Below are 24,864 nucleotides of genomic sequence, written 5' to 3' on the forward strand. Positions count from 1 at the left end.
TCAGCCCAGGGCGCGGTCCAGGTTGAACGCGGCGCTGATCAGGGCGAGGTGGGTGAACGCCTGCGGGAAGTTCCCCTGTTGCTCCCCGGTGTGACCGATCTCCTCGGCGTACAAACCGAGATGGTTGCCGTAGGTCAGCATCTTCTCGAAGGCGAGGGCCGCCTCGTCGAGCCGCCCGGCGCGGGTCAGCGCCTCGACGTACCAGAACGAGCAGATGGAGAACGTGCCCTCGGCGCCGTGCAGTCCGTCGGGGCTCACCAGCGGGTCGTAGCGGTAGACCAGCGAGTCGGACACCAGGTCCTCGGCGAGGGAGTCGAGCGTCGACAGCCACTTCGGGTCGGTCGGCGCGATGAACTTCGCCAGCGGCATCATCAGGATCGCCGCGTCCAGCACCTCCCCGTCCTCGTGCTGCACGAAGGCCCGGCGCGACGCGCACCAGCCGCGGTCCATGATCCGCCGGTAGACGGCGTCGCGGCTCGACTGCCAGTGGGGGAGATCGGCGGGCAGGCCGCGCCGGTTGGCCATCCGGATGGCCCGCTCGATCGCCACCCAGCACATCAGGCGCGAGTACAGGAAGTTCTTCCGCCCGCCGCGGGTCTCCCAGACCCCCTCGTCGGGCTGGTTCCAGTGCGCGCACACCCAGTCCACCAGCGCCGTCACATGGTCCCACTGCTCGCTGGAGATGGGCTCGGCCCACTTGTCGTAGAGGTAGATGGAGTCGATCAGCGCCCCGTAGACGTCCAGTTGCAGCTGGTCGGCCGCCGCGTTGCCGACGCGGACCGGCGCCGAGCCGCAGTGGCCCTCCAGATGGGCCAGTTCGCGCTCGGGGAGGTCGGTGCGGCCGTCAATGCCGTACATGATCTGCAGCGGGCCGGAGGGCTTGCGGTCGCCGGGGCTGATGTGCCGGGAGACGAACCCCATGAACGCCTCGGCCTCCTCGGTGAAGCCCAGCCGCAGCAGCGCGTACACGCAGAACGCCGCGTCGCGCACCCACACGTACCGGTAGTCCCAGTTGCGTTCCCCGCCGAGCTCCTCGGGCAGGCTGGTCGTCGGCGCCGCCACGATCGCCCCGGTCGGCGCGTAGGTGAGCAGCTTCAGGGTGAGGGCGGAGCGGTGCACCATCTCCCGCCAGCGGCCCCGGTACCGGGAGGAGGACAGCCACCGCCTCCAGTACGCCACCGTCGCACCGAACTGCCGCTCCGCCTCCCCGCACTCGCAGTGGTCCGGGGCCACCTCAGCGCCGACCCGGTCCAGGGCGAGGACCGCCGTCTCGCCCTCGGCCAGCTTGAACTCGGCCCGTACGTCCGTCCCGTCGGTCTCCGTCGGGACGGTCGCGGTGAGCGCCAGGGACAGCTCCTCCGAGTCGAAGACCGCGATGCCGCCGGTCAGCCGCACGGTGTGCGGCCGGGAACCGTACGCGAACCGCGGCGCCACCAGCGCCCGGAAGGGCACGGAGCCGCGTACGCACAGCACCCGCCGGATCAGCCGGTGCCGGGCCTCCTCGGCCGGCGTGCCGCCGACCGGCATGAAGTCCTGCACCTCGCCGACCCCGTCCTCGGTGAAGAACCGGGTGATCAGAACGTTGGTGTCGGGGAAGTAGAACTGCTTGGTGCGGGCCGGCGCGGACGCCGCCAGCTCGAAGCAGCCGCCCTGCTCGGCGTCCAGGATCGCGCCGAACACGCTCGGTGAGTCGAAGGACGGGCAGCAGTACCAGTCGATGGTGCCCTCGGTCCCCACCAGCGCCACACTGCGCATGTCGCCGATCAGCCCGTGGTCGGCGATCGGCACGTACCGGCGCGCGCGGGCCCCGTCCCGCTCCTTGGTCGCCCCGTCCATCGCAGCCTCCCTGGGCCGGCACGCCGTGCTCACCTGCCAGCTTAGGCAGCTTCGGCCCGGCCGGCTCAGGCCAGCACGACCCGCAGTCCCGCCTCCTCGAAGCGGCGTACCGTCTCCGGGTCCGCGCCCGCGTCCGTGACCAGGGCGTCCACCTGCTCGGCCGCGCAGATCCGGGCGAACGCGCGCCGGCCCAGTTTGCTGGAGTCGGCGGCCACGATCACCCGCTCGGCCCGCTCGCACAGCAGCCGGTCGACCGCCGCCTCCGCCTCGTCGTGGGCCGCCGCCCCGTGCACGGCGTCGAAGGCGACGACACCGAGCACCGTCACATCGAGGGTGATCTGCCCCAGCACCCCGTCCGCGAGCGGCCCGACCAGCTCGTACGACTGGGCCCGCGCCACCCCGCCGGTCAGCACGATCTTGAACTGGGGCCGTACGACCAGCTCGTTGGCGATGTTCAGCGCGTTCGTCACCACGGTCAGCACGGGCGACCCCGCGGCGAGGTCCCCGCGCACGGCCAGCGCCCGCGCCACCTCCGTGGTGGTCGTGCCGCCGGTCAGCCCGACCGCCTCGCCCGGCGCGACGAGACCCGCCACCGCCCTCGCGACGCGCTGCTTCTCGGAGGCGTGCCGCGCGGTCTTGTAGCGCAGCGGCAGCTCGTACGACACCCCGTGCACCACCGCGCCGCCACGGGTGCGCACCAGCATCTGCTGTTCGGCGAGCCGGTCGAAGTCGCGCCGGATCGTCGCGGGCGACACCGCCAGCTCTCCGGCCGCCTCCTCGACGTCCAGCCGGCCGCGCTCGACGAGCAGCTCCAGCAGGGCCTTCCAGCGGGCGTCCCGCGACATCCGCCCTCCCGTCTCCCGTGGTCTCCGGCGACCCTAACGCACCCGACCTTCGACCGAATGCTTGATTCTGCTCGAAACCTCGCTCAATCTTGCAAGAACAATCACCGAGCCTTCGGGGGTGCGACATGACCCATGTCGAGGACGAACTGGGCAGCCAGCCCGAGTGCTGGAGCCGCGCCGCCGCGCAGGCCGCGTCCCACGTCCCGGTCCTCCCGGCGCCCGGGGAGCGGGTCGCGGTGGTCGGCTGCGGGACGTCGTACTTCATGGCGCAGGCGGTCGCGGCCCTGCGCGAGGACGCGGGCCGGGGCGAGAGCGACGCCTTCGCCGCCTCCGAGTTCCCGCGGCACCGGGCCTACGACCACGTCGTCGCCCTCACCCGTTCCGGCACCACCACCGAAGTCCTCGACCTGCTGGGCCGGTTGAGGGGCGGTACGCGTACCACCGCGGTCACCGCCGATCCGGCCGCCCCCGTGGTGTCGCTCGCCGACGAGACGGTCGTCCTCGACTACGCGGACGAACGCTCCGTCGTCCAGACCCGGTTCGCCACCACGGCCCTCACCCTGCTCCGTGCCCACCTGGGCCTGCACACCGAAGAGGTCGTCGAGGACGGGCGCACGGCCCTGCGCGATCCGCTGCCCGAAGGGCTGGTGGACGGCGCCCAGTTCACCTTCCTCGGCCGCGGCTGGACCGTCGGCCTGGCCAACGAGGCCGCACTGAAGATGCGCGAGGCGGCCCTCGCCTGGACGGAGGCCTACCCGGCGATGGAGTACCGGCACGGACCCATCAGCGTCACCACCTCCGGCACCGCCGCCTGGATGCTCGGCGACGCCCCGCACGGGCTGGCCCGGCAGGTGCGGGACACCGGCGGACTGTGGATCGAGGGCGCCCTCGACCCGCTCGCCGAACTCGTCCGCGTCCAGCGGCTCGCGGTCGCCGTCGCCGCGGCCCGCGGCCTGGACCCCGACCGGCCCCGTCACCTCACCCGCTCGGTCGTCCTCGCGCCCTGACCCGTCGGAAAGGACGGACCGTGCCCCTCACCACCACCGGCGAGCTCGTCACCCGCGCCGCCGTCCACCGCTCGGCGGTCGCCTCGTTCAACGTCATCACCCTCGAACACGTCGAGGCCGTCATCGCCGGCGCCGAGTCGGCGAACGCCCCCGTCGTCCTCCAGGTCAGCGAGAACGCCGTCAGGTTCCGCCGCGGCCGGCTGCTCCCGCTCGCCCGCGCCGCCGCGGCCGCCGCCGAACACGCCGCCGTCCCCGTCGCCCTGCACCTCGACCACGTCCGGAGCGACGCCCTGCTGCGCCAGGCCCCGGACGCCGGATTCGGCTCCGTGATGTACGACGCGGCCCGGCTGCCCTATGCCGACAACCTCGCCGCGACCCGGGCCGCCGTCGACTGGGCGCACGCCCGAGGACTCTGGATCGAGGCGGAGCTGGGGGAGATCGGCGGCAAGGGCGGGCAGGGCGCGCCGGATGCCCACGCCCCGGGCGCCCGTACCGACCCCGACCGGGCCCGCGCCTTCGTCGCCGACTCCGGCGTGGACGCGCTGGCCGTCGCCGTCGGCACCACCCACGCCATGACCACCCGCACCGCCGCCCTCGACCACGCCCTCCTCCGACGGCTGGCCGCCACCCTGGACGTCCCCCTCGTCCTGCACGGTTCCTCCGGCCTCCCCGACCACGAACTCGCCGCGGCGGTCACGGGCGGCATCACCAAGGTCAACGTGGGAACCGCCCTGAACATCGCCATGACCGGCGCGATCCGGGAGTTCCTCACCGCCCACCCCGAGGCGGTCGACTCCCGCGGCTACCTCACGGTGGGCCGGGAGGCGATGGCACGGGCGGTGACGGGGATCATCGGGGCGCTGGACACGGTCCCGGCGTCGTCCTGAGTCAGCGCCTCACGGCCTTCAGGACCACGAACTTCGGGTCCGACGCCACCACTTCGCTGTTGCCGAACAGCCGTCGCAGCTTCACGTGGTACCCCAGGTGGCGGTTGCCGACCACCCACAGTTCGCCGCCCCGGCGCAGGGCGCGCCGGGCGCCGGTGAACATGCGCCAGGCCGTGGCGTCGGTGGTCGCCTGGTGGGAGTGGAAGGGCGGGTTGTTCAGCACGAGGTCGACACTGCCGGCCGGTACGCCCGACAGGCCGTCGCCGACCCGGAACTCGGCCTGTCCGCGGACGTCGTTCTCCCGGTACGTGGCCCGCGCGGACGCCACCGCCTGGAACGACTCGTCCACGAACAGCACCTCGGCGCGCGGATCCGCCAGCGCCATCGCCGTACCGACCACGCCGTTGCCGCAGCCCAGGTCCACCACCCGTCCGCCGTCCTTGCCGGCGGGCAGGTGCTTCAGGAAGAACCGGGTGCCGATGTCGAGGCGGTCGGCGCAGAAGACGCCGGCGTGGTTGACGACCGTCGCACCCGACACCGGGCCGATGCCGTCGGGCAGCGCGTAGCGGTACGGCCAGGGGTTCGCGGGACGCTCCCGCGCGGGGTCGGGCGTGCAGAGGATCAGCCGCGCCTTCTTCTCGGCGAGCGAGGTCCTGGTCGGGCCGAGGATCCGCTCGAAGAGGTCCAGCGTCGAGGTGTGGATCTCCTTCACCATGCCGGCGCCGACGACGACCGTGTCCTCGTGCACCGCCGGCGCCAGCCGCAGCAGCTGGTCCTCCAGCAGCGCCAGACTCTTCGGCACACGGACGAGCAGGACGTCGATCCGGTCCGGCGGGGGGTCCTGCGTGGTGAGCAGCCGGACCGTGCCCGGCGCGACGCCGTTGCGCGCCAGGTTCGCGCGGGTCGCCTCCTGCCCGAGCCAGGAGTCGGTGATCTGCGTCGGCCGGTGCGCGGCGAGCGCCGTGACCAGCGCCCCCCAGCGGTCGCCGACGACCACGACCGTGCCGGACGGCGGGACCCGCCGTTCGGCGAGGTGCCTGAGGAGATACTCGTCGGACGCGTCCCAGGCGCGCAGCCCGTCCCGCGGGTCCTCGGGGAAGCGGGCCAGCACCGGCTCGCCCCACGCAGTCGTCATACGGTCGTTCATCGTCCGACCAGGCTAGCCCAGCCGCGGCTCAGGGCGCGTCCGGCAGGATGGGGGCATGGACACCGAGCTGTTCCCCAGGGCACGCGGCGAGATCGCTCCCGGCGCGGTGCACGTGCCGGACTGGCTGAACGCGCGGGAGCAGCGCGAGCTGCTGGACGCCTGTCGTGACTGGGCCCGGCCGCCCGCCGGACTCCGTACGGTCCGCACGCCCGGCGGCGGCGCCATGACCGCCCGGCAGGTGTGCCTCGGGTGGCACTGGTATCCGTACGCCTACGCCCGCACCGTGGTCGACGGTGACGGCGCGCCGGTGAAACCATTCCCCGCGTGGCTCGGCGAGCTGGGCCGCCGCGCGGTGACCGAAGCGCTGGGCGCGGACGCCGCGCGCGGTGCCGCGTACGACATCGCGCTCGTCAACTTCTACGACGGCGACGCCCGCATGGGCATGCACCGTGACGGCGACGAGAAGGCGGACGCGCCCGTGGTGTCGCTGAGCCTCGGCGACACCTGTGTCTTCCGCTTCGGCAACACCGCGACCCGGACCCGCCCCTGGACGGACGTGGAGCTGCGCAGCGGCGACCTGTTCGTCTTCGGCGGGCCCTCCCGGCTCGCCCACCACGGCGTTCCCCGGGTGCACGCGGGCACGGCGCCGCCCGAGTTGGGGCTGACCGGCCGCCTGAACATCACGCTGAGGGTCAGCGGTCTGCGGTCCGCCTCCGGGTGCGGATCATGACAGACTCGCGTGCATGAGCGGGAAGGCGGACCCCCGGCCGGCGGGGGAAGGGACCACCTCGAGGACGCGGCTGGACCGGGGGCGCGGCGCGCTCGGACCCGCGCTGGAGCTCGTGCACACCGGACGCGCGCCGACCCGTGCGGTGCTCACCGCGGAGCTGGGCGTGACCCGCGCGACGGCCGGTGCGGTCGCCGCCGAACTGGAGGCCCTCGGGCTGATCCGGGTGGACGCCCGGCCCGGTGCGGCGGCCGGTTCGCAGGGGCGCCCCTCGCACCGGCTCTCGGTCGCCGAGGACGGGCCCGTGGCGCTCGCCGCACAGGTGCACTCCGACGGTTTCCGGGCGGCCCTGGTCGGGCTCGGCGGCCGGATCGTCGCCACGGCGCCCGGCTGCGAGGTCGTCGACGCCGACCCGGCGAAGGTGCTCGGCTCCGTCGTCGCGGCCGGCGCCGAGCTGCTGGAGGAGACCGGACGGCGGTGCGTGGGCGCCGGGCTCGCCGTGCCCTCGGCGGTGGCCGAACCGGAGGGGCTCGCCCTCAACCCCCTGCACCTGGCCTGGCCCGCGGGCGCCCCGGTGCGGGAGATCTTCGCCGAGCAGGTGCGCGCGGCCGGCCTGGACGGGCCCGCCTTCGCGGCCAACGACGTCAACCTCGCCGCCCTCGCCGAACACCGGCACGGTGCCGGGCGCGGCTCCCGCGACCTGCTGTGCGTGGCCACCGGCCACCGCGGTGTGGGCGGCGCGCTGGTGCTCGACGGCCGCCTGCACTCGGGCAGTTCGGGTCTCGCCCTGGAGGTCGGCCACCTCGCCGTCAACCCCGAGGGCCGCCCCTGCCACTGCGGCAGCCGCGGCTGTCTCGACGTCGAGGCGGACCCGCTGGCCCTGCTCACCGCGGCGGGCCGCGCGCCGGGCCCCGAGATGTCCCTGCTGAAGCAGGCCGACGACCTGATCCACGGCCAGTACGACGACCCGGCCGTGCGCACCGCCGCCGAGTCCCTCATCGACCGCCTCGGGCTCGGTCTGGCCGGACTGGTGAACATCCTCAACCCGGACCGGATCATCCTCGGCGGACTGCACCGCACCCTGCTGGAGGCCGACCCGGACCGGCTCCGCGCCGTCGTCGCCGACCGCAGCCTGTGGGGCCGCAGTGGCGGCGTCCCCATCCTCCCCTGCACCCTGGACCACAACAGCCTGGTCGGCGCGGCGGAACTGGCCTGGCAGCCGGTGCTGGACGATCCTCTCGGGGCACTGGTGCGATGAAGCAGCCCGACAGACAGAAAGCGACGTCATGACCGACAAGCTCACCGTCAGCGTCCTGGGTACCGGCATCATGGGCGCGGCGATGGCCCGCAGCCTCCTGCGCGCGGGGCACACCGTACGGGCCTGGAACCGCACCCGCGCCAAGGCCGAACCGCTCGCCGCCGACGGCGCGCGCATCGCCGGCACCCCCGCCGAGGCGGTCGAGTCCGCCGACGTGGTGCTGACCATGCTGTACGACGGCCCGGCCACCCTGGAGACGATGCGCCAGGCCGCCCCCGCCCTGCGCGACGGGACCGTGTGGGCGCAGTCCACCACCGCGGGCATCGAGGGCGTCGCCGAACTGGCAGGTTTCGCCCGCGAGCACGGCCTGCTCTTCTACGACGCCCCGGTCCTGGGCACCCGTCAGCCCGCCGAGACCGGACAGCTGACCGTGCTCGCGGCCGGCCCCGCCGAGGGCCGGGACAGGGTGACCCCGGTGTTCGACGCCGTGGGCGCCCGCACCGTGTGGGCGGGGGAGGACGGCGCCACGGCCGCGGCGACCCGCCTGAAACTGGTCGCCAACAGCTGGGTGCTCGCCGCGACCACCGCCGCCGGTGAGGCCCTGGCCCTGGCCAAGGCACTCGACGTCGCACCGGACGGCTTCTTCGACCTCATCGCCGGCGGTCCGCTCGACATGGGCTACCTGCACGCCAAGGCCGGGATGATCCTCGACGGGCGGCTGTCCCCGGCCCAGTTCGCCGTGACGACCGCGGCGAAGGACGCCAGACTGATCGTGCGGGCCGGTGAACAGCACGGGGTCCGCCTGGACGTGGCCGCCGCGAGCGCCGAACGGTTCGAGCGGGCCGACGCGCGGGGCCACGGCGACGAGGACATGGCCGCCGCCTACTACGCCAGTTTCGACGACGACCCGACCACCTGATCGGCCGAGCCGCGAGCACGAAGGAGTCCGCAGTGTCCAAGCCCCCGCTTCCCCCCGAGGCGCAGGAACTGCTGCGCAAGCCCAACCCCTGCGTCATGGCCACGCTGCGCTCCGACGGCGCGCCCGTGTCCACCCCCACCTGGTACCTGTGGGAGGACGGCCGCGCGCTGATCAACTTCGACGAGGGCCGGGTGCGCCTGAAGCACGTCCGCCGTGACCCCCGCGTCACCCTCACCGTCCTGGCCGGCGACGACTGGTACACCCATGTCACCCTGCTCGGCCGGGTGACCGAGATCTACGACGACGAGGACCTGGCCGACATCGACCGCCTCTCCCGGCACTACACCGGCAACCCGTACCCCGACCGGGAGCGGACGCGGGTCAGCGGCCGGCTCGAGGTCGAGCGCTGGCACGGCTGGGGCGCGATGAAGGACAGCGACCAGTCCGGCTGACCGCCCGCTCCGTGGCCGGCCCCCGGGGCCGGGCCACGGCGAGGGCCCGGACGGGGTTCTCGGACAGGACGGGCGCCCCGGGGACTGACACGTGCGGCACGGCGCCGGGGACGGCGGGGACCGCGCTCGCCACTGACGCCCCCCGGGGCAGCCGGTTCCGCTCCGGGTGCCGACACGTGCGGCACCCGGAAGACCGCGGCGTCCGTCCCGGGCGCGTCGTGTCCCCGGAACGAGAAGCGCGCCGGCTCCCGGCGGGCGGTGTCCGCGGCGGCCGCGGCGAGCGCCGCGCCGCCCCGGCCGCCCGCACCGTCGAGTGCTTCCCGGGGAACGCGGCCGTCCGTGGACTTTCCGCGGAGCGTACGCGGTGCCGCCGGGCGTACGACGAACCGGCCCCCTCGTGGGACGGCCCTCGGAGGCGTCGCGCAAGGAGCGACGAGGCAGCGCGTCCGAGGAGCCGACGATCATGCGGACCCCGGCGGACTCCGGTGACGGCGGGCCCGGCCTGTGGATCCTGTTCCTCGCCCTGATCCGTCCCCTGGCCGTCGGCGGCGGCGTCGCCCTGCCGCGTCGCACGGTGGGGCGGGGACGCCGTGGCCCCGGGCCGGACGGCCCGAGGCGGAGGACGACTCGCCCCTCGCGGTGCTCGGTCGCCGCTTCGCCTCCGGCGAGATCGACGAGGACGAGTACCGGCGTCGGCTCTCGGTCCTGGACGAGCGGTTCGACCGGCGCGGCGAGGGGAGCGGGCGATGACCACGAGGAGCGCCGGTGCGTTCGCGGGGATCGTGGCGCGGGTGTGAGCCGGGGCGGGGCCGCGCGGCCCGGCGCTCGCGGGGCGCCTCCCTCAAGGGCGGGAGGCGCTCCGCCGCCGGGGGCGCCTCCCGGGCCCGCAGGGCGCCGAGACGGGCGCCGGCCGTCCGCGGATCGCGGAGCGGTCAGCCGGGGACGGCGGAGCGGGCCGGGGCCCGTTCGGAGTGGCGGTCCCCGGTGGTGCGTTCCACGAGGGCGACCTCCGCGAAGCGGTGGTCGGCGGGCTCACCGGCCGTGATCCGCGGCCGCCGGTCCCAGGCGGGCGCGGCGGCCGCGGCCGGCGTCGGCAGGGTGAACCACACGATCTTGCCGGACGCGCCGTCCGGCACCGCGCCCCAGCTCTCGCTCATCGCGGCGACCATCGCCAGCCCGCGCCCGCACGTGGCGAGCGGGCTGGCGTCCGCCACGACCGGCAGGCGCGGGTCGTGGTCGCGCACCGAGACCTTGAGCCGGTCGAGCAGCAGCTCGATCTCGACGGTGCACGTCTTGTCGGGCAGGGCGTGCCGGTGGACGTTGGACAACAACTCCGTGACGCCGAGCGAGGCCCGGTCTATCAACGAGTCCATGTGCCAGTAGCGCAACTGCGCAGATACGATTCTGCGGACCTGGCCGATCCGCGACGGCAGGGCTTGGAGCTCCACCGCGCAGTGCCTGCTTGGGTGAGTGATCACGGCTGCGACTCCCCGACGTGAGGTCCGGAAGAACACGGAAGACGGATCCAGCAGGGCGCCTGCGTGACGCTGCCGCCTGCTGTCGTGGCCGGCGGGCTGGTTCGCAGCGTTATCGCCGGTAAACCCAGAGTGACGTGAGACCAGCGTGGCGCACGAGGTGAAGTGACGCAAGTCACGGGCATCTCAGGCGCCGCGCCCCGACGCCCGGCGTACGGCCTCGATGAAACGGCGGGCGGCCGGCGGGCCGGGTTCGCCCGGCGCGGGCTCGTGGTCGCCCAGGGTCAGCGAGTACCGCTTGCCGTTGAGGTCCGCGAGCGCCCGGTCCTCGGGTGCGAACCAGGGCCTGGACGCCCGTACCGCCTGCACCGGCGCGCTGTCGATCTCGCTGCCGTAGCTGGTGAGCAGCTCCAGTCGGCCCTCGCTGATCCGGACCTGGCCGGCCCGGGTGAGCGAACGCAGCCGCTTGCCGATCCGCACGCCCGTGGCCGTGAACTCCGGCTCCGCCATGCCGCCCGCCCCCTTGTGCGCGTCGGTGTGCCGGACCGTGCTCCACGGGCCGGCTCCTGCCCAGCTCCAGTGTGCCCCCGTACGGGGCCCTGCTCACGCCGGTGCAGTCTGCCCGCACCCGCCGCCGAGCACCAGTGCGCGCACCTTTGTTCCCCGGGCCCGGGGAGCACTCGCGCCCGTGCGCCCCCCTGTCGCCCCCTGCGCTCCCCAGGGGTGCCTTTGAGTGGCTCAAAGGAGTGTTTATGCAGGTGAGAGGGGGTGCGGAGGGTGCCTATGATCGGGGTGCCGACCGCGCGGGACGCCGTCGGCGCTCAGCGTAAGGAGCCCCGCCGTGAGCACTCCCCGACAGACCCCGACCGGCGCCACCCTCGACGTCGACCACAGCGACGCCGCCTACCGGTCCTGGCTGAAAGAGGCCGTGCGCAGGGTGCAGGCCGACGCCAACCGCTCGGCCGACACCCACCTGCTGCGCTTTCCGCTGCCCGAGCGGTGGGGCATCGACCTCTACCTGAAGGACGAGTCGACCCACCCGACCGGCAGCCTCAAGCACCGGCTGGCCCGTTCGCTCTTCCTCTACGGGCTCTGCAACGGCTGGATCCGTCCGGGCCGCCCGGTGATCGAGGCGTCCAGCGGTTCCACGGCCGTGTCGGAGGCGTACTTCGCGAAGCTGATCGGCGTGCCCTTCATCGCCGTCATGCCGCGCACGACGAGCGCCGAGAAGTGCCGCCTGATCGAGTTCCACGGCGGCCGGTGCCACTTCGTGGACGACCCCCGCACGATGTACGAGGCGTCCGCCGCCCTCGCGGCGGAGACCGGCGGCCACTACATGGACCAGTTCACCTACGCGGAGCGGGCCACGGACTGGCGGGGCAACAACAACATCGCCGAATCGATCTTCCGCCAGCTGGAGCTGGAGCGCTTCCCGGAACCCGCGTGGATCGTCGCCACGGCCGGCACCGGCGGCACCTCGGCGACCCTCGCGCGCTACGTCCACTACATGCAGTACGACACCCGCATCTGTGTCGCCGACCCGGAGAACTCGTGCTTCTTCCAGGGCTGGACCACCGGCGATCCGGACGTCGCCTGCGACCGCGGCTCCCGTATCGAGGGCATCGGCCGGCCCCGTATGGAGCCGAGCTTCGTGCCCGGCGCGATCGACCGGATGATGAAGGTGCCCGACGCGGCCAGTGTCGCCGCCGTGCGGGCCCTGGAGCGGGTCATCGGCCGCAAGGCGGGCGGCTCCACCGGCACCGGGCTGTGGAGCGCGCTGAAACTGGTCGCGGAGATGGTCGCGGAGGGCAGGCGGGGGAGTCTGGTGACGCTGCTGTGCGATCCCGGGGACCGGTACCTGGACAAGTACTACTCGGACGCCTGGCTGGCCGGGCAGGGCTTGGACATCGCGCCGTACACGGCGGCGATCGAGTCCCTGCTGCGGACCGGCGTCTGGCCCGACTGAGGGCCGCCCGCGAGCCGGCGGGCCGGCGAGGTCACCGCGGGGCGGAACGTCCGCCGCGGTCCCGGCCGGGCGGCCCTCGGCAGGAGACGGCACGGGCGCCGTGCCGTCGGCCGCGAACGTCCACGGCGTCCGCGTGCCCGCCCCGGCCGGGGCGGGCCGCCGCTCCTCGGCCGGGGCACGGGCGCCCGGCGCGTTCGTCACGCCGACGCGGTAGGCGTACCCCTCGGGCTCCTCGCTCACGAGGTCCGTCTCGCGGAAGCGGGCGTCGCCCCGGAGCCGGATCCCGCGTCCCGCGCCGTCGTCGAGCGGGCGGGGCGGCGTGACCGGCCGGACCACTCCGTCCGGCCGGTCGCGTCCTTCGCGAGCGCGCGGTGGACGGACCCCGGCGCGACGGCGGTCTTCCGCCCGAAGACCGGACGTACGGGCGCGGTCCGGACGAACTCGTGCCCCGCGGGGCGTGGACGGCGGGCCGCGGACGTGACCCCCTGGACGGAGACCGGACCCGGCGGTGGACGGGCCGGAGGCCCGTCAGACGTCCGCGGCCTTCGAGGACGCCTCGGGCTCGCCCGCCACCACCAGCCGCCGCAGATGCTCGGACACCTCCGCGCGTGCCCCCGCGGGCAGCCCGGAGTCCGTCACCAGGGTGTCGACCTGCTCCAGGGAGGCGAACGAACTCAGCCCCACCGTGCCCCACTTGGTGTGGTCGGCGACCACGACCACCCGCCGGGCCGACTGCACCAGACGCCGGTTGGTCTCCGCCTCCGCGAGGTTCGGCGTCGACAGTCCCGCCTCCACCGATATGCCGTGCACCCCGAGGAACAGCAGGTCGAAGTGGAGCGCCGCGATCGCCTGGTCGGCCACCGGCCCCACCAGCGAGTCGGACGGCGTGCGCACCCCGCCGGTCAGGACGACCGTGGCCGCGCCCTGTCGGGTCCCCGACGTGCGCTGCGCGGCGTGGAACACATCGGCCACCCGCACCGAGTTGGTGACCACCGTGAGGTCGGGGACGTCGATCAGCCGGTGCGCCAGCGCGAACGTCGTCGTACCACCCGAGAGCGCGATCGCCGCGCCGGGGGAGACCAGTTCGGCCGCCGCCCGCGCGATGTCCTCCTTGGCGGTCGGCTCCAGGCCCGACTTGGCCTCGAACCCGGGCTCGTGCGTACTCGCCTCCACCACCGGGACCGCGCCGCCGTGCACCTTCTCCAGCACGCCCTGCCGGGCCAGCGCGTCGAGGTCGCGGCGGACCGTCATGTCCGACACGCCGAGCTTGCGGGTCAGCTCGTTGACCCGGACCCCGCCCCGGCGCCGGACCTCGTCGAGGATCAGGGTGCGCCGCTGCTCCGCGAGCAGGTTCTGATTCTCGCTCACGTACGCTCCGGTCCTTTCGCCGCAAACCGCCCGACCCGCCCCGCACTCTCCGCGACGAGCGGGTTTCCGCCCGTCATCGGTGCGCGGGCGTCCCATCCTCGCACGCCGTGCCCCGGCCGGCGTCACCAGTGTCTCGTCGCGCTCATGTCATTGACGCCCCGCATGCCGCTTGCCCGTCGCACGGAACGGGGAGATTACGTGACGAGAGGCGCGGGCCGTTCCGCCGCGGGCGGTCCCGTGCCCGCACGGACGGAGCCGACGGGGCGTCACGGGGGAGGTGCGAAGCATGGGGAACGCGCAGCCGCACGGACCGGCCGAGGGTACCGAGGGACCCGCGACGCGGCCCGGGGAGCCCGGGACCTCCTTGGAACTCCTGGTCCACGGAGTGGGCGGCACCACCCCCGAGGAGATGCTCGACGATCCGCGCACGGTCCGGATCACCGGTGACGACATCGCCGCCGTGTTCCGCCGCGCCGACGACGTCGACGCGGAGCGGCGACCCGCCGGACGACGCGAGGGGCCCGTCCCCGAGGCCTACGTCTGGTGCAACCTCACCTCCGGGAACGGCACCCGCGCCCTGTGGCTGCTGCTGCTCCCCTTCATGGTGGTCAACCTCGCCCACTGGATGCGCCCCACCGCCCACGGTCGCCGGCGCACGGTCCGGCTGTACGGGCTGCTGGTGCGGCTGACCGGACTGAGCCTGACGGTGCTGCTCGTCGCGGCCGCCTGCGAGGTCGCCCTCGACCTGGCCGCCTGGCAGTGCGCGGGCACGCACGCGTGCGCCGCACGGCACTCCTGGCTCGGCTTCCTCTCGCCCCGGGCGTCCGACGGCGGCTGGTGGAGCACACCGGGCCGCAGGCTGGCGCTCGCCTCCCTGGTGCCCGCCGCCCTCACCGGCCTGCTGTGGTTCCTGTCCCTGCGCACCTGGAGCGCCTACGAGTCCCAGCAGCCGATGACCCACGAGCCCGGGCCCGAGGAGGGGGACGGGCACACCGCACTGGGCCGGCCCGGCTTCTGGTACGGCCGGCGCCTGGTCGCCCGGCTGCGCGCCGCGCACACCGCCGCCGGACTGCTGACGGTCGCCGCCGCGGTCGGCTCCGCCGCCGCCCGCCACGACCGCGGGCCGGGCGGCCCGGTCGTCCTGGGCGTCCTCGGGATCCTCCTGGAGACGGCGCTGGCCGTCGGGGCGGGCGTCGTGGTGGCGGTGGTGTGCCGCCGGGGCCGCACCGAACGCCGTCTGGACGGCGAACTCGACCGGCGCCTGGTGCGGTGCCTGCCGCTCGCCGCGCTCGTCCTGCTCGCCCTCACCCTGCTCTACGCCGGGTGGGAGCGCCCCGGCTGGGAGTCGGCGGGCAGGCTGCCGGGCGACGTCACCTTCGGCGCCCTCGCCCTCGCCCAGGGCCTGCTGGTGATCGTGCTCGCCGGAGTCGCCCACAGCCTGCACCGCACCGACCCCGACCGGCGCGCCGCGATGCGCGGCCTGGCCGGGCCGGCGGTCGCCATGCTCGCCTGCGCGCTGGGCGGCGTCATGTCCGGCGGCGTCTCCCAGCGGGTCTCCGACTGGCTGGACGGCACCGGGACCTCGATCCCCGGCCCGCCGGTGCTGCTCACCTGGCAGGCGTCCGTGATCCCGCCGCTGCTCCTGCTGCTGCTGGTGCTGTGCGGCTGGCTCGCCCGGCGCGCCTGGCGCATCGCCCGGGGGGAGCGCGCCGCCGTGGAACGCGAGTACCCCGGCGAGACGGGCGACCCCGGCCGCACCCGCCGCATCGCCTCCGTGCGCGCCGTGGCCGCGCTCACCGACCGCGGACCGCGCGTCCTCGCCGTCACCTCCGCCGCGACCCTGCTGCTGGGCGCCGCCGCCCTCGTCGGCGCCCTGACCACCGACGAGACACCCAGCGAGGCGACGCGGGACTCGTACGCCGTGGTCCACGGCGCCGCCGAGACCGCGCAGGCGCTGGGCTCCTGGCTGATCGGACTCGGCTTCGTCCTCTTCGTCACCTGGGGCCGCCGCGCCTACAAGGACGCCTCCGCGCGGCGCACCATCGGCATCCTGTGGGACGTCGGCACCTTCTGGCCGCGCGCCGCGCACCCCTTCGCGCCGCCCTGCTACGCCGAGCGCGCGGTGCCCGACCTGACCTGGCGCATCGCCACCTGGACCCGGGCCACCGGCGGCCGGCTGGTGATCTCCGGCCACTCCCAGGGCAGCGTCCTCGCCGCCGCCACGGCCTGGCAGCTCCCGCGGTCCACCCGCAGACGCGTCGCGCTGCTGACCTACGGCTCCCCGCTGGAGCGGCTGTACGGCCGCTGGTTCCCCGCCCACTTCGGACCGGACGCGCTCAGCTCCCTGCACCGGGAGGTCGACTGCTGGCGCAACCTCCACCGGCGCACCGACCCCATCGGCGGCCCGATGCGGCTGCCCGGCGATCGCGGCCCCGACGTGGACCGCCCCGCGCTCAAGGACCCCCTCGCCTACGGCCGCACCGAGACCCACCCCCTGCCCGCGCCGATCCTCGGCCACTCCGGCTACCAGACCGACCCGGCGTTCGCCGAGGAACGCCGCCGCCTCCTCGCCCGTCTGCGTCCCGAGGTGCCGGCGCCCCGGCACGCGGGGGAGCCCGACGGCGCTCAGGGCAGCACGGGCAGGTCCTCGGCGTAGAGGAGGGTCAGGTCGTCGGTGGTCGGCTCGTCGAGCTGGGCCACCCGGCTCGCGTGCCGCTCGACCATCGCCTCGAAAGTCTGCCGCGCGGTGCGCCCGTTGCCGAACGCGGGCCCCTTGGGGAGGTCGGCGAAGTACGCCAGCACCGCCTCGTCGGCGCCCGGCGCCAGCCGGTACTCGTGCTCCTCGGCCTGCTGCCGCACGATCCGCAGCAGCTCCTCGGGGCCGTAGTCGCCGAAGGTGATCGTCCGTGAGAAACGGGACGCGACGCCCGGGTTGACCGACAGGAACCGCTCCATCTCGGCCGTGTATCCGGCCACGATCACCACCACCGCGTCCCGCTGGTCCTCCATCAGCTTCACCAGCGTGTCGATGGCCTCCTTGCCGAAGTCGCGCCCGGCGTCCTCCGGGGAGAGCGCGTACGCCTCGTCGATGAACAGCACACCGCCGCGCGCCTTGTCGAACGCCTCCTGGGTGCGGATCGCCGTGGAACCGATGTGCTCGCCGACCAGGTCCACCCGGGACACCTCGACCAGGTGCCCCTGCTCCAGCACCCCGAGCGAGGCGAGGATCTCGCCGTACAGACGGGCGACGGTGGTCTTGCCCGTGCCGGGGGAGCCCGTGAACACCAGATGCCGTTTGACCGACGCCGCCTTCAGGCCCGCCCGCTGCCGGCGCCGGCCCACCTCGATCATGTCGGTGAGGGCGCGCACCTCGCGCTTGACGCTCTCCAGGCCCACCAGCGCGTCGAGTTCCCCGAGCACGGCCTTGGACGTGCGGGTCTCCCGCTCCGGCCCGGGGGCGGGAGCGGGCGGTGCCGGCTCGGCCGTCCGGGCGGCGGGGACCGTGCTCAGCAGACCGGTGGTGCGGCCCACCGGCTGCACGGCCGGCTCCGGCGACGCCGGCGGCCTCGGACCCCCGCTCTCGTCACTGGTGCAGTCCTCCACGACGGGACCGCCCGAGCCGGACGCCGCGTCGCCCTCGGCGAACTCGTACCCACCGCGCGCGCAGCGCTCCGTACGGCACTTCCGCAGCGTCGTACGGCTGCCGTCGATCACGTGGAAGCCGTAGCCGCCGCTGTCCGTGACCCGGCAGTTCACGAAGGTGCCGCGGCCGCCGGCGGAGACGTAGACGCCGGCCTCGGCGGGGGAGCCGACGGTGCAGCGCTCGACGGTGGGGTCGGCGCCCTTGGTGACGATCACGCCGGTCTGCACGGCGTCCAGGGAGCAGTTGCCGAGGGTGCCGCCGCTGCCGTGGTCGCGGAACCAGGCGCCCGTCGCCGCCTCCCGGATCCGGCAGTCGTCGAGCTGTGCGGTGGCGCCGTCGCTCACCGACACGGCCGTGTTGCGCACCTGCGTCAGATCGCTGTCGACGACGTCCGCGCGGGAGCCGCGGTCGAGCACGAACAGGGCGTCCGGCACGTCGTGCACCCGGCAGGAGTCCAGTACGGCGGTGGCGCCGTCGCTCACCCACACCGCCGGGTAGTCGCCGGTGCTGTCGAAGATCTCGCACTGGTTGGCGTCCACGCGCGTGCCCGGGTCCCACACCGACAGACCGTTGCGGCCGAACCGCCGCACGCTGGTGCGGGTCAGGGTGAGCACCGAACGGGACCGCAGGTCGACCGCGTTCTCCGGGACGTCGTGGATGCGGCAGTCGGCCAGCGTCAGCACCGCGTCCGTGTCGAGCGTGACCCCGTCCCCGGTCGTCCGGTGCACCTCGCAGTCGGTGAGGTGCGCGGTGGCGCGACCGGTGACCTGGACACCGCTGCCCCGCACCTCGTAGACCTCGCAACCCACGGCCTCGAGCGCCGAGTTCTCCCCGGTCGCGGTCAGTCCCGAGCCCGAGGCGTGGTGCACCCGGCAACGCTCAAGGCGGGGACGGGCGCCGCCGCGCACCGCGACCCCCGCCTGCCCCGCGGCGACCACCTCGCACTCCTCGAACACCCCGCCCCCGCCGTCGACCACGGCGATGCCGGCGCCCGCCGGATTGTCGACCGTGCAGCGGCGCACCGTGGGCCGGGCGCCGCCGCGCACCTCGATGCCGGCCGCGGCCCGGGCGACCACGCGTATGTCGCGCAGTTCCGGAGTGCCCTCCTCGACCAGCACGGCCGGGGCGGTGGCGTCCTGCCCCTCCACGTGCAGGTCCTGGACCACCGCCGAGGCGCGCACGGTCAGCGGAACGCCGTCCGGGGGCGCGATGCGCACCGAGCCGGGTGAGCCCTCGGGGCCGCGCAGGGTCACCGCCCGCTCCACGACGAGGTTCTCCCGGTAGGTCCCGGGAGCGACGGTGAGCACGTCGCCCTCGGCCGCGGCCTCCAGGGCGGCGGCGAGCGATGCGTACTCACCCGTGCGGCGTCGCCACCTCGATGTGCCGGTGTGCGTCACCTGGACCGTGCCCTGTGCCATGGCGTAGCTGTGCCCCCACCTTGTCGTACGTGGCTCGTTCGCGCGTGTGTCGTCGCCGATCGGTTCGGCCGGACCACCGTAGCGTGCGCGCGGGCGCCGGGTTGACCGGAGCCGTGACGTCGGTCAGCTGCCGGCCCCGGTCCTGCCCCAGTCCGGGCCCGCACTCTCCCACGCCCGGTCCCAACGCGCGTACCGGCGGCGGACCATGCACCAGACGGCCAGCCGTCTGAAGCCCTCGACGAGGGCCGCGGTCACCAGGGCGGCGCCGACGCCGGCGAGCACGGCGTGCGTCGTGGCCGTCGCGGTGTCCAGGGGGCGGGCCACCGTCGTCCCATGCCTGTCGGTCCACGTCCGGAAGCGGTCGCCCGGCCGGGGGTCCTCCAGGCGCGTCGGCACCGGCCCGCTCCGCTCGGTGCCGTCCGGCGCGGTCCAGTGGGCGAGGACGCGGTGGCGCGGCTCCCCGCCGACGGGTGTCTCCGGATCGGCGGCCGGCGGGGACGGATCCGGCATGCGCACCACCGTGGCCGTCACCAGGTGCCGGGACTGGTGCTGGGCGCGGACGGAGCGCTGCAGGGCGTCCTGGACGGCGCCTCCGACGAGGACGCCGGCCACCGGGACGGCGACGAGGAGGAGCAGCAGCGCCGCGAACGCCGTCCAGGCCTCGGCCAGGTCGGTCCCGCGGCACAACGGGTTGTGCCGCCAGCGCCGGAGTCCGCTGATCGCTCGCACGGGCCGCGCCCCCTTCCCCCGCGGGTCCTTTCACGGATCTCTCGTGTAAGGCCAACGCGCGAGCCCGGGGCCCTGTTCCCGCACCCGCGACGGGAACCGCGGCGTGCGGACCTCCACGACGACGCCGGTGCCTCCGTTCCCGGCGCGGACAGCCGGGCGCCGCCGTCCGAGGCGCCACCGCGTTCCCCGCCCCGTCGGGCGGAAGTCCGGTCCCCCTCCCCCGGGGCAGCCGGAAGCGGCCTCGGGGGCCTCCGGCGAGTCGGATGCGGACGGGCATGCCCGCGGGGCCGTCGTGCCGTACGGCACGACGGCCCCGGGCGGGCTCAGTACCCGCGGTACTGCTGGCTGTTGTACGGGTCCTGGTAAGGAGCGGGACCCGGCCGCGGGGCCGCGGGGCGCATCGCCTCGTAGCCGGCGGGCTGGACCGGACGCGGCGGCTGCGGCTGGGGGCCGGGGTAGCCGCGCGGCGCGGTGGCCTGCTGCGGGATGTACGCCGCGGGCGCCTGCTGGAGCGGGGCGGGCTGCGGCGCCTGCGGGTAGCCGTAGGAGGGCTGGGACGGGGCCGCCGGGAGGGCGGGCAACGCCGAGGGGAGGGCGGGCAGATGACTGGCCGGCGCCTCGTACGCGGCGGGGACCCGGATCGGGGCGATCTGCGGGGTACCCCGCTCGGCGACGAGCGAGTCGTAGATCGGGGTGTCCGGGAAGGCAGCGGAGTAGTAGCCGCCGCCATAAGTGGAGCGGGGGGAGGTCATGGCACATAAGTTAAGCCCACGATGTGCTGGTTGGGGAGTCCGATAAGAGGGTTGTTTTCCATGCCCGCCGTGACCGGGGATCCCCAATACGAGCGAACTTATGGAAAACGGGCACATCGGCAGGCATATTTCGTGTAAAGGCCGAGTTCCGGGCCGGTTACCGGCGGTTGGCCACCGGTTCCCGCACACTCCCCGTGGGAGCTCCCCGCGCGGAGGAATAAGTTGTGCGGACGAAGACCGACGGACGCCGGGACCCGACCTGGCGCGGCGACCCGTGATGGGGGCGGACATGTCAATGCCGAAGGGATCGAACACACCGGTGCCGACGACGGCGCTGCGGGTGGACGTGGGCCGGCGCTCCGGCCCCGGCGTACCCGACACGGACGCCTCGGCCCTCCTGCTGGCCGGCGGGAAGGTCCGCTCCGACGACGACTTCGTCTTCTACAACCAGCCCGCCCACTCCTCCGGCGCCGTGCGCCACGAGGGCAAGCGGGAGACGGGAGGGCGGGTCACCGACACCCTGCTCGTCGACCTCGCGCGCGTGGAGCCCGGCATCGAGACGGTGATCCTGGCCGCCTCCTGCGACGGCGGCACGTTCGGACAGGTCCCGGACCTGTGCATCGAGGTCGAGGACGCCGCGAACGGCACCGTGGCGGCCCGCTTCGACAGCACGGGCGCGACCACCGAGACGGCGTTCGTCCTCGGCGAGTTCTACCGGCGCCAGGGCGCCTGGAAGTTCCGCGCCGTCGGCCAGGGCTACAGCAGCGGGCTCGAGGGCCTCGCCACCGACTACGGCATCACGGTGGACGAGCCGCAGCGCACTCCCACGCCCCCCGCCGCCCCCGCGGCGCCGGCGCCGCCCGTCGCACCCCCGGTCACCGTGCCTCCTCCGGTCGCACCGCCCGTGCCGTCCGCGCCCCCCGCGCCGGTCCGGCTGACGAAGGTGACGCTCACCAAGGCGTCCCCCTCCGTCTCCCTGGCCAAACAGGGCGGCACCTCGGGCACCCTGCACGTGAACCTCAACTGGGAGGTCCGCAAGCAGTTCTCGGGCTGGGCCGGCAAGCTGGGCCGCCCGGTCGCCGTGCACTCCGACCTCGACCTCGACCTGTGCGCCCTGTTCGAGCTCACCGACGGACGCAAGGGCGTCGTCCAGGCCCTCGGCAACGCCTTCGGAGCGCTGCACCAGCCCCCCTTCATCCACCTGGACGGCGACGACCGCACCGGCGCCGTGGCGAGCGGCGAGAACCTCACCGTCAACCTCGACCACAAGCACCTCCTCCGGCGCGTCCTCGTCTTCGTCACCATCTACGAGGGCGCCCGCTCCTTCGCCGACCTGCACGCCACGGTCACCCTCCGGCCGCAGCACGGCGCACCGATCGACTTCTCCCTCGACGAGTGCACCGTCCCCTCGACCGTGTGCGCGCTCGCCCTGATCACCAACACCGGCGGCGGCGAACTCGTCGTCCGGCGCGAGGCCCGCTATCTGGTCCCCGAGCGTGGAGTGAGCCCGCAGCGCACCGTCGACCACGCCTACGGGTGGGGCATGAACTGGACCCCCGGCCGCAAGTGAGGCGAGGTGACGGGCGGTCAGCCCTCCTCGGGCACGGCGTCCGGACGCGCGTAGGTGCGGCCCTTCCAGGCCGCGCCGCGCCCCCGGTGGTGCCGCACCGCCGAGTCGACCGTCATCAGCAGGTACAGGAACGCGGTGAACGGCAGCAGGGGAGCGAGCCACAGCGGCTGCCGGTAGTAACGGAGCATCGGGACGTACGTGCCCGCCATCATCAGCCAGGCCGCCGCACCGAGGACCGTCGCCGCCCCGTCCCCCGCCACCGCGCCCGCGGCCACCGCGACGGGCGGCACCAGATACACCAGGGTCAGCCCGGCGACCGTACCGGCCAGCAGCACCGGGCTGTGCCGCAGCTGCGCGTACGCGCTCCGCGCCACCATGCGCCACAGATCGCGCAGCCGCGGATACGGGCGCACGCTGTCCACCCGGTCCGCGAGCCCCAGCCAGACCCGCCCGCCGCTCCGCTTCACCGCGCGGGCCAGCGCCACGTCGTCGATGACGGCCTGCCGGATCGCGTCCGGGATCCGCGCCCGCCCGGCCGCCTCGGCACGCAGCAGCACACAGCCGCCCGCCGCGGCGGCCGTCCGGGTCCCCTCCCGTCCGATCCGGCGGAACGGGTACAGCTGCGCGAAGAAGTAGACGAACGCCGGCACGACCAGGCGTTCCCCGAGACTCTCCACCCGCAGCCGGGCCATCTGCGACACGACGTCGAACCCTCCGGTGCGGGCCGCCGCCACCAGCCGGCGCAGACCGTCCGGGGCGTGCGCGATGTCGGCGTCCGTCAGCAGCAGGTACTCGGGGTCCCGCGCGCGTGCCAGTCCGACGCCGTGCCGCACCGCCCACAGCTTGCCGGTCCAGCCGGCGGGCGGCTCACCCGGGGAGTCCACCGTGAGCGGCAGCCCGCCGTGCCGGTCCGCGAGCTCCCGCGCGAGCTCCCCGGTGCCGTCCGTGCTGCCGTCGTCGACGAGGAAGACCTCGGCCCGGCCCGGATAGTCCTGGGCGAGCAGCGAGGGCAGGCTCGCGGGAAGCACCGCCGCCTCGTCGCGCGCGGGGACCACGACGCACACCGACGGCCAGGTCCCCGGGTCGCGGGACGGCGGGAGCCGCACGTCCGTACGCCAGAAGAAGCCCTGGCAGAGCAGCAGCCACCCCCAGGCGGCGAGTGATCCGGCGGCACTCCACACGATGGCGCTCACCTGCCGCAGTCTGCCCCACGGCAGGGGTCCGAAGCGGCTCATCGTCTATCGTGGCCGGGTGAAGATCGCGCTCATGGACTCCGGAATCGGCCTGCTGGCGGCCACCGCCGCGGTGCGGCGCCTGCGCCCCGACGCCGATCTCGTCCTCTCCCTCGACCCCGACGGCATGCCCTGGGGGCCCAGAACCCCGGAGGACCTCACCGGGCGAGCCCTCGCCGTCGCCGAGGCGGCGGCCGCGCACCGGCCCGACGCGCTGATCGTCGGCTGCAACACCGCCACGGTGCACGCCCTCACCGCCCTGCGCGCCCGCCTCGAGCCCGGTCTGCCGGTCATCGGCACCGTCCCGGCGATCAAACCGGCTGCGGCCGGCGGCGGACCGCTGGCGATCTGGGCCACACCGGCCACGACCGGCAGCCCCTACCAGCGGGACCTGATCGAGAACTTCGCCGACGGCGTCGCCGTCACGGAGGTGCCGTGCCGGGGACTCGCCGAGGCCGTGGAGCGCGCGGACGAGACGGCGATCGACGCCGCCGTCGCCGCCGCCGCCGAGCTGACCCCGGACGATGTGACGACCGTCGTCCTGGGCTGCACCCACTACGAACTGGTCGCCGAGCGCATCCGGGCCGCCGTGCAGCGCCCCGGCCGGCCGCCGCTCGCCCTGCACGGCTCCGCCGGAGCGGTGGCCGCCCAGGCCCTGCGCCGCCTCGGCGAGCAGCCCGCCCCCGGGGCACCGGCGAGCGGCGCCCTGACGGTGCTGCTGAGCGGACGCGAGGGCGCCCTCCCCACGGCCGCCCTCACCTACGCGGAGGGCCGGCTGCTGCGGCAGGCCGCCGCCACCCGGACGGCGCAGTAACGCTGTGCTGCGCGGTACCCACTGAGCGGATCCTGAGTAACCTCGAATCCATGAGGGACCACCGCCACGGCGAGCACGCCCCGTACTCCGGGGTCTGGACCGGTCGCGCGACCAACCGCTTCCAGTGGCTCCTGGCGCTGATCGGCGCCGCCTGCCTGGCGCTCGGCATCACGCTGGCCGTCGACTCCGCGTGGACGGCCGGCGCCGCACCGCTGGCCATGGCCGTCGTCGGCTGCATCGCCGCCGGGCTGCTGGTCCTGTTCGGCACCCTCGCCTTCGTGCACGTCGCGCTGCGGGTCGACGAGGAGCACCTGGAGGTGCGCTGCGGCCACATCGGCGTGCCCCGCCGCCGGATCCCGCTCGCGCACGTCGTGGGCGCGGAGTTCATCCCGCACGTCACCCCGCGGCACTGGGGCGGCTGGGGCTACCGCTGGCGGCCCGAGAAGGGCACGGCGGTCGTCGTGCGCCGTGGCGAGGGCGTCATCCTGCGCCTGTGGGACGGCCACACCTTCACGGTGACGGTGGACGACGCGGAAGCGGCGGTGACGGTCATCCGCGACCGCCTCCGCCCCCACCAACCGGGCGCGACCCACTGACCACCGCGCCGGTCCGGCCCGCCGCGCAGCCCGCGGCCACGGCCCGGCCCGCGAGCGGCATGCCCTCGGGGCGGCCGCTCCCGGCCCCGCCGCCGTGATCGGCGGCCGGGCCGCGCGGACCCCGGCACCGCGACCCCCGCCGCGTCCGGACCGGCCGAAGCCCTCGCCGTGGAACCCACCCCGCACACCCGGGCAAGCGCGGGCCCGCCCGGCCTCCTCCGCC

General features: G+C 74.8%; 21 protein-coding genes and 1 pseudogene. 12 read left to right on the plus strand and 10 right to left on the minus strand.

Annotated elements, in window-relative coordinates; translation table 11 throughout:
* Window positions 1-1,836: a glycoside hydrolase family 15 protein gene (locus ADK41_RS18860; protein WP_030822738.1), complete on the minus strand. Its 1,836-nt coding sequence runs from the start codon at window positions 1,834-1,836 to the stop codon at window positions 1-3.
* Between the two features lie 65 nt (window positions 1,837-1,901).
* Window positions 1,902-2,681 (minus strand): DeoR/GlpR family DNA-binding transcription regulator, encoded by a 780-nt coding sequence (locus tag ADK41_RS18865; protein WP_030822741.1) that lies wholly within the window; start codon window positions 2,679-2,681, stop codon window positions 1,902-1,904.
* A gap of 125 nt (window positions 2,682-2,806) precedes the next feature.
* On the opposite strand from ADK41_RS18865, the gene ADK41_RS18870 reads away from it, so the two are divergent.
* Together ADK41_RS18870 and ADK41_RS18875 are read left to right on the plus strand one after the other, a co-directional pair.
* Window positions 2,807-3,688, plus strand: a complete 882-nt coding sequence (locus ADK41_RS18870) for an SIS domain-containing protein (RefSeq protein WP_030822744.1) — start codon at window positions 2,807-2,809, stop codon at window positions 3,686-3,688.
* Window positions 3,689-3,708: 20 nt separating this feature from the next.
* Window positions 3,709-4,575: a class II fructose-bisphosphate aldolase gene (locus tag ADK41_RS18875; RefSeq protein ID WP_030822747.1), complete on the plus strand. Its 867-nt coding sequence runs from the start codon at window positions 3,709-3,711 to the stop codon at window positions 4,573-4,575.
* A 1-nt stretch (window position 4,576) separates the two neighbouring features.
* Here the strand turns inward: ADK41_RS18875 and ADK41_RS18880 are convergent, their stop codons facing one another.
* Entirely contained in the window at window positions 4,577-5,710 is a 1,134-nt protein-coding gene (locus ADK41_RS18880) for a methyltransferase (protein ID WP_030822750.1), read from the minus strand.
* Window positions 5,711-5,777: 67 nt separating this feature from the next.
* Between ADK41_RS18880 and ADK41_RS18885 the strand changes: the two genes are divergently transcribed.
* From ADK41_RS18885 to ADK41_RS18905, 5 genes and pseudogenes are all read left to right on the plus strand, one after another.
* On the plus strand, window positions 5,778-6,452 hold the full coding sequence (locus tag ADK41_RS18885) for an alpha-ketoglutarate-dependent dioxygenase AlkB family protein (RefSeq protein ID WP_030822753.1): 675 nt from the start codon (window positions 5,778-5,780) through the stop codon (window positions 6,450-6,452).
* A gap of 13 nt (window positions 6,453-6,465) precedes the next feature.
* Window positions 6,466-7,707 carry an ROK family protein gene (locus ADK41_RS18890; protein ID WP_030822755.1) on the plus strand — a complete coding sequence of 414 codons (1,242 nt, stop codon included), beginning with the start codon at window positions 6,466-6,468 and terminating at the stop codon, window positions 7,705-7,707.
* Entirely contained in the window at window positions 7,682-8,626 is a 945-nt protein-coding gene (locus ADK41_RS18895) for an NAD(P)-dependent oxidoreductase (protein WP_380956604.1), read from the plus strand. Before ADK41_RS18890 ends, ADK41_RS18895 begins: the two co-directional genes overlap by 26 nt.
* 32 nt (window positions 8,627-8,658) lie before the next feature.
* Window positions 8,659-9,078, plus strand: coding sequence for a PPOX class F420-dependent oxidoreductase (locus ADK41_RS18900; protein WP_030822761.1), 420 nt, complete (start codon window positions 8,659-8,661; stop codon window positions 9,076-9,078).
* Between the two features lie 463 nt (window positions 9,079-9,541).
* Window positions 9,542-9,828, plus strand: a pseudogene (locus tag ADK41_RS18905) (SHOCT domain-containing protein).
* A gap of 182 nt (window positions 9,829-10,010) precedes the next feature.
* Here the strand turns inward: ADK41_RS18905 and ADK41_RS18910 are convergent.
* Entirely contained in the window at window positions 10,011-10,556 is a 546-nt protein-coding gene (locus tag ADK41_RS18910; protein WP_199821825.1) for an ATP-binding protein, read from the minus strand.
* A 183-nt stretch (window positions 10,557-10,739) separates the two neighbouring features.
* Window positions 10,740-11,063, minus strand: a complete 324-nt coding sequence (locus ADK41_RS18915; RefSeq protein ID WP_030822767.1) for a hypothetical protein — start codon at window positions 11,061-11,063, stop codon at window positions 10,740-10,742.
* A gap of 331 nt (window positions 11,064-11,394) precedes the next feature.
* On the opposite strand from ADK41_RS18915, the gene ADK41_RS18920 reads away from it, so the two are divergent.
* Window positions 11,395-12,519, plus strand: coding sequence for a PLP-dependent cysteine synthase family protein (locus ADK41_RS18920; RefSeq protein ID WP_030822770.1), 1,125 nt, complete (start codon window positions 11,395-11,397; stop codon window positions 12,517-12,519).
* A gap of 528 nt (window positions 12,520-13,047) precedes the next feature.
* Here the strand turns inward: ADK41_RS18920 and ADK41_RS18925 are convergent.
* Window positions 13,048-13,887, minus strand: coding sequence for a DeoR/GlpR family DNA-binding transcription regulator (locus ADK41_RS18925; protein WP_030822772.1), 840 nt, complete (start codon window positions 13,885-13,887; stop codon window positions 13,048-13,050).
* 286 nt (window positions 13,888-14,173) lie between these two features.
* On the opposite strand from ADK41_RS18925, the gene ADK41_RS18930 reads away from it, so the two are divergent.
* On the plus strand, window positions 14,174-16,543 hold the full coding sequence (locus tag ADK41_RS18930) for a hypothetical protein (protein WP_030822775.1): 2,370 nt from the start codon (window positions 14,174-14,176) through the stop codon (window positions 16,541-16,543).
* On the opposite strand, the gene ADK41_RS18935 is transcribed toward ADK41_RS18930, so the two are convergent.
* The 3 genes from ADK41_RS18935 to ADK41_RS18945 all read right to left on the minus strand — a co-directional run bounded on the left by ADK41_RS18935 (window position 16,513) and on the right by ADK41_RS18945 (window position 20,429).
* Window positions 16,513-18,948, minus strand: a complete 2,436-nt coding sequence (locus tag ADK41_RS18935) for a right-handed parallel beta-helix repeat-containing protein (protein WP_030822778.1) — start codon at window positions 18,946-18,948, stop codon at window positions 16,513-16,515. The genes ADK41_RS18930 and ADK41_RS18935 overlap by 31 nt on opposite strands.
* A 123-nt stretch (window positions 18,949-19,071) precedes the next feature.
* Window positions 19,072-19,677 (minus strand): Rv1733c family protein, encoded by a 606-nt coding sequence (locus ADK41_RS18940; protein ID WP_030822781.1) that lies wholly within the window; start codon window positions 19,675-19,677, stop codon window positions 19,072-19,074.
* A gap of 323 nt (window positions 19,678-20,000) precedes the next feature.
* A complete protein-coding gene (locus ADK41_RS18945) occupies window positions 20,001-20,429 on the minus strand; it encodes a DUF6643 family protein (protein WP_030822784.1) in 429 nt (142 codons plus the stop codon).
* Window positions 20,430-20,724: 295 nt separating this feature from the next.
* Here ADK41_RS18945 and ADK41_RS18950 point away from each other — a divergent pair, with 295 nt between their 5' ends.
* Entirely contained in the window at window positions 20,725-21,999 is a 1,275-nt protein-coding gene (locus tag ADK41_RS18950; protein ID WP_030822787.1) for a TerD family protein, read from the plus strand.
* 17 nt (window positions 22,000-22,016) lie between these two features.
* Here the strand turns inward: ADK41_RS18950 and ADK41_RS18955 are convergent, their stop codons facing one another.
* Complete coding sequence (locus tag ADK41_RS18955; protein ID WP_051843046.1) at window positions 22,017-23,234, minus strand: glycosyltransferase; 1,218 nt, start codon at window positions 23,232-23,234, stop codon at window positions 22,017-22,019.
* 16 nt (window positions 23,235-23,250) lie between these two features.
* Here ADK41_RS18955 and ADK41_RS18960 point away from each other — a divergent pair, with 16 nt between their 5' ends.
* The gene (locus ADK41_RS18960) at window positions 23,251-24,045 is read left to right on the plus strand and encodes a glutamate racemase (protein WP_030822792.1); all 795 of its coding nucleotides are present in this window, start codon (window positions 23,251-23,253) and stop codon (window positions 24,043-24,045) included.
* A gap of 50 nt (window positions 24,046-24,095) precedes the next feature.
* Window positions 24,096-24,641, plus strand: coding sequence for a hypothetical protein (locus tag ADK41_RS18965; RefSeq protein WP_030822794.1), 546 nt, complete (start codon window positions 24,096-24,098; stop codon window positions 24,639-24,641).
* The last annotated feature ends 223 nt before the right edge of the window (window positions 24,642-24,864 follow it).

The sequence above is a fragment of the Streptomyces caelestis genome, assembly GCF_001279005.1.
Classification (GTDB): domain Bacteria; phylum Actinomycetota; class Actinomycetes; order Streptomycetales; family Streptomycetaceae; genus Streptomyces; species Streptomyces heliomycini.

What these genes read in the sequence shown, in the direction of transcription:
- ADK41_RS18860 (WP_030822738.1), bottom strand. Translation starts at nt 1,836, where the DNA reads ATGGACGGGGCGACCAAGGAGCGGGACGGGGCCCGCGCGCGCCGGTAC.
- ADK41_RS18865 (WP_030822741.1), bottom strand. Translation starts at nt 2,681, where the DNA reads ATGTCGCGGGACGCCCGCTGGAAGGCCCTGCTGGAGCTGCTCGTCGAG.
- ADK41_RS18870 (WP_030822744.1), top strand. Translation starts at nt 2,807, where the DNA reads ATGACCCATGTCGAGGACGAACTGGGCAGCCAGCCCGAGTGCTGGAGC.
- ADK41_RS18880 (WP_030822750.1), bottom strand. Translation starts at nt 5,710, where the DNA reads ATGACGACTGCGTGGGGCGAGCCGGTGCTGGCCCGCTTCCCCGAGGAC.
- ADK41_RS18885 (WP_030822753.1), top strand. Translation starts at nt 5,778, where the DNA reads ATGGACACCGAGCTGTTCCCCAGGGCACGCGGCGAGATCGCTCCCGGC.
- ADK41_RS18890 (WP_030822755.1), top strand. Translation starts at nt 6,466, where the DNA reads ATGAGCGGGAAGGCGGACCCCCGGCCGGCGGGGGAAGGGACCACCTCG.
- ADK41_RS18915 (WP_030822767.1), bottom strand. Translation starts at nt 11,063, where the DNA reads ATGGCGGAGCCGGAGTTCACGGCCACGGGCGTGCGGATCGGCAAGCGG.
- ADK41_RS18930 (WP_030822775.1), top strand. Translation starts at nt 14,174, where the DNA reads ATGGGGAACGCGCAGCCGCACGGACCGGCCGAGGGTACCGAGGGACCC.
- ADK41_RS18935 (WP_030822778.1), bottom strand. Translation starts at nt 18,948, where the DNA reads ATGGCACAGGGCACGGTCCAGGTGACGCACACCGGCACATCGAGGTGG.
- ADK41_RS18945 (WP_030822784.1), bottom strand. Translation starts at nt 20,429, where the DNA reads ATGACCTCCCCCCGCTCCACTTATGGCGGCGGCTACTACTCCGCTGCC.
- ADK41_RS18950 (WP_030822787.1), top strand. Translation starts at nt 20,725, where the DNA reads ATGCCGAAGGGATCGAACACACCGGTGCCGACGACGGCGCTGCGGGTG.
- ADK41_RS18955 (WP_051843046.1), bottom strand. Translation starts at nt 23,234, where the DNA reads ATGAGCCGCTTCGGACCCCTGCCGTGGGGCAGACTGCGGCAGGTGAGC.
- ADK41_RS18965 (WP_030822794.1), top strand. Translation starts at nt 24,096, where the DNA reads ATGAGGGACCACCGCCACGGCGAGCACGCCCCGTACTCCGGGGTCTGG.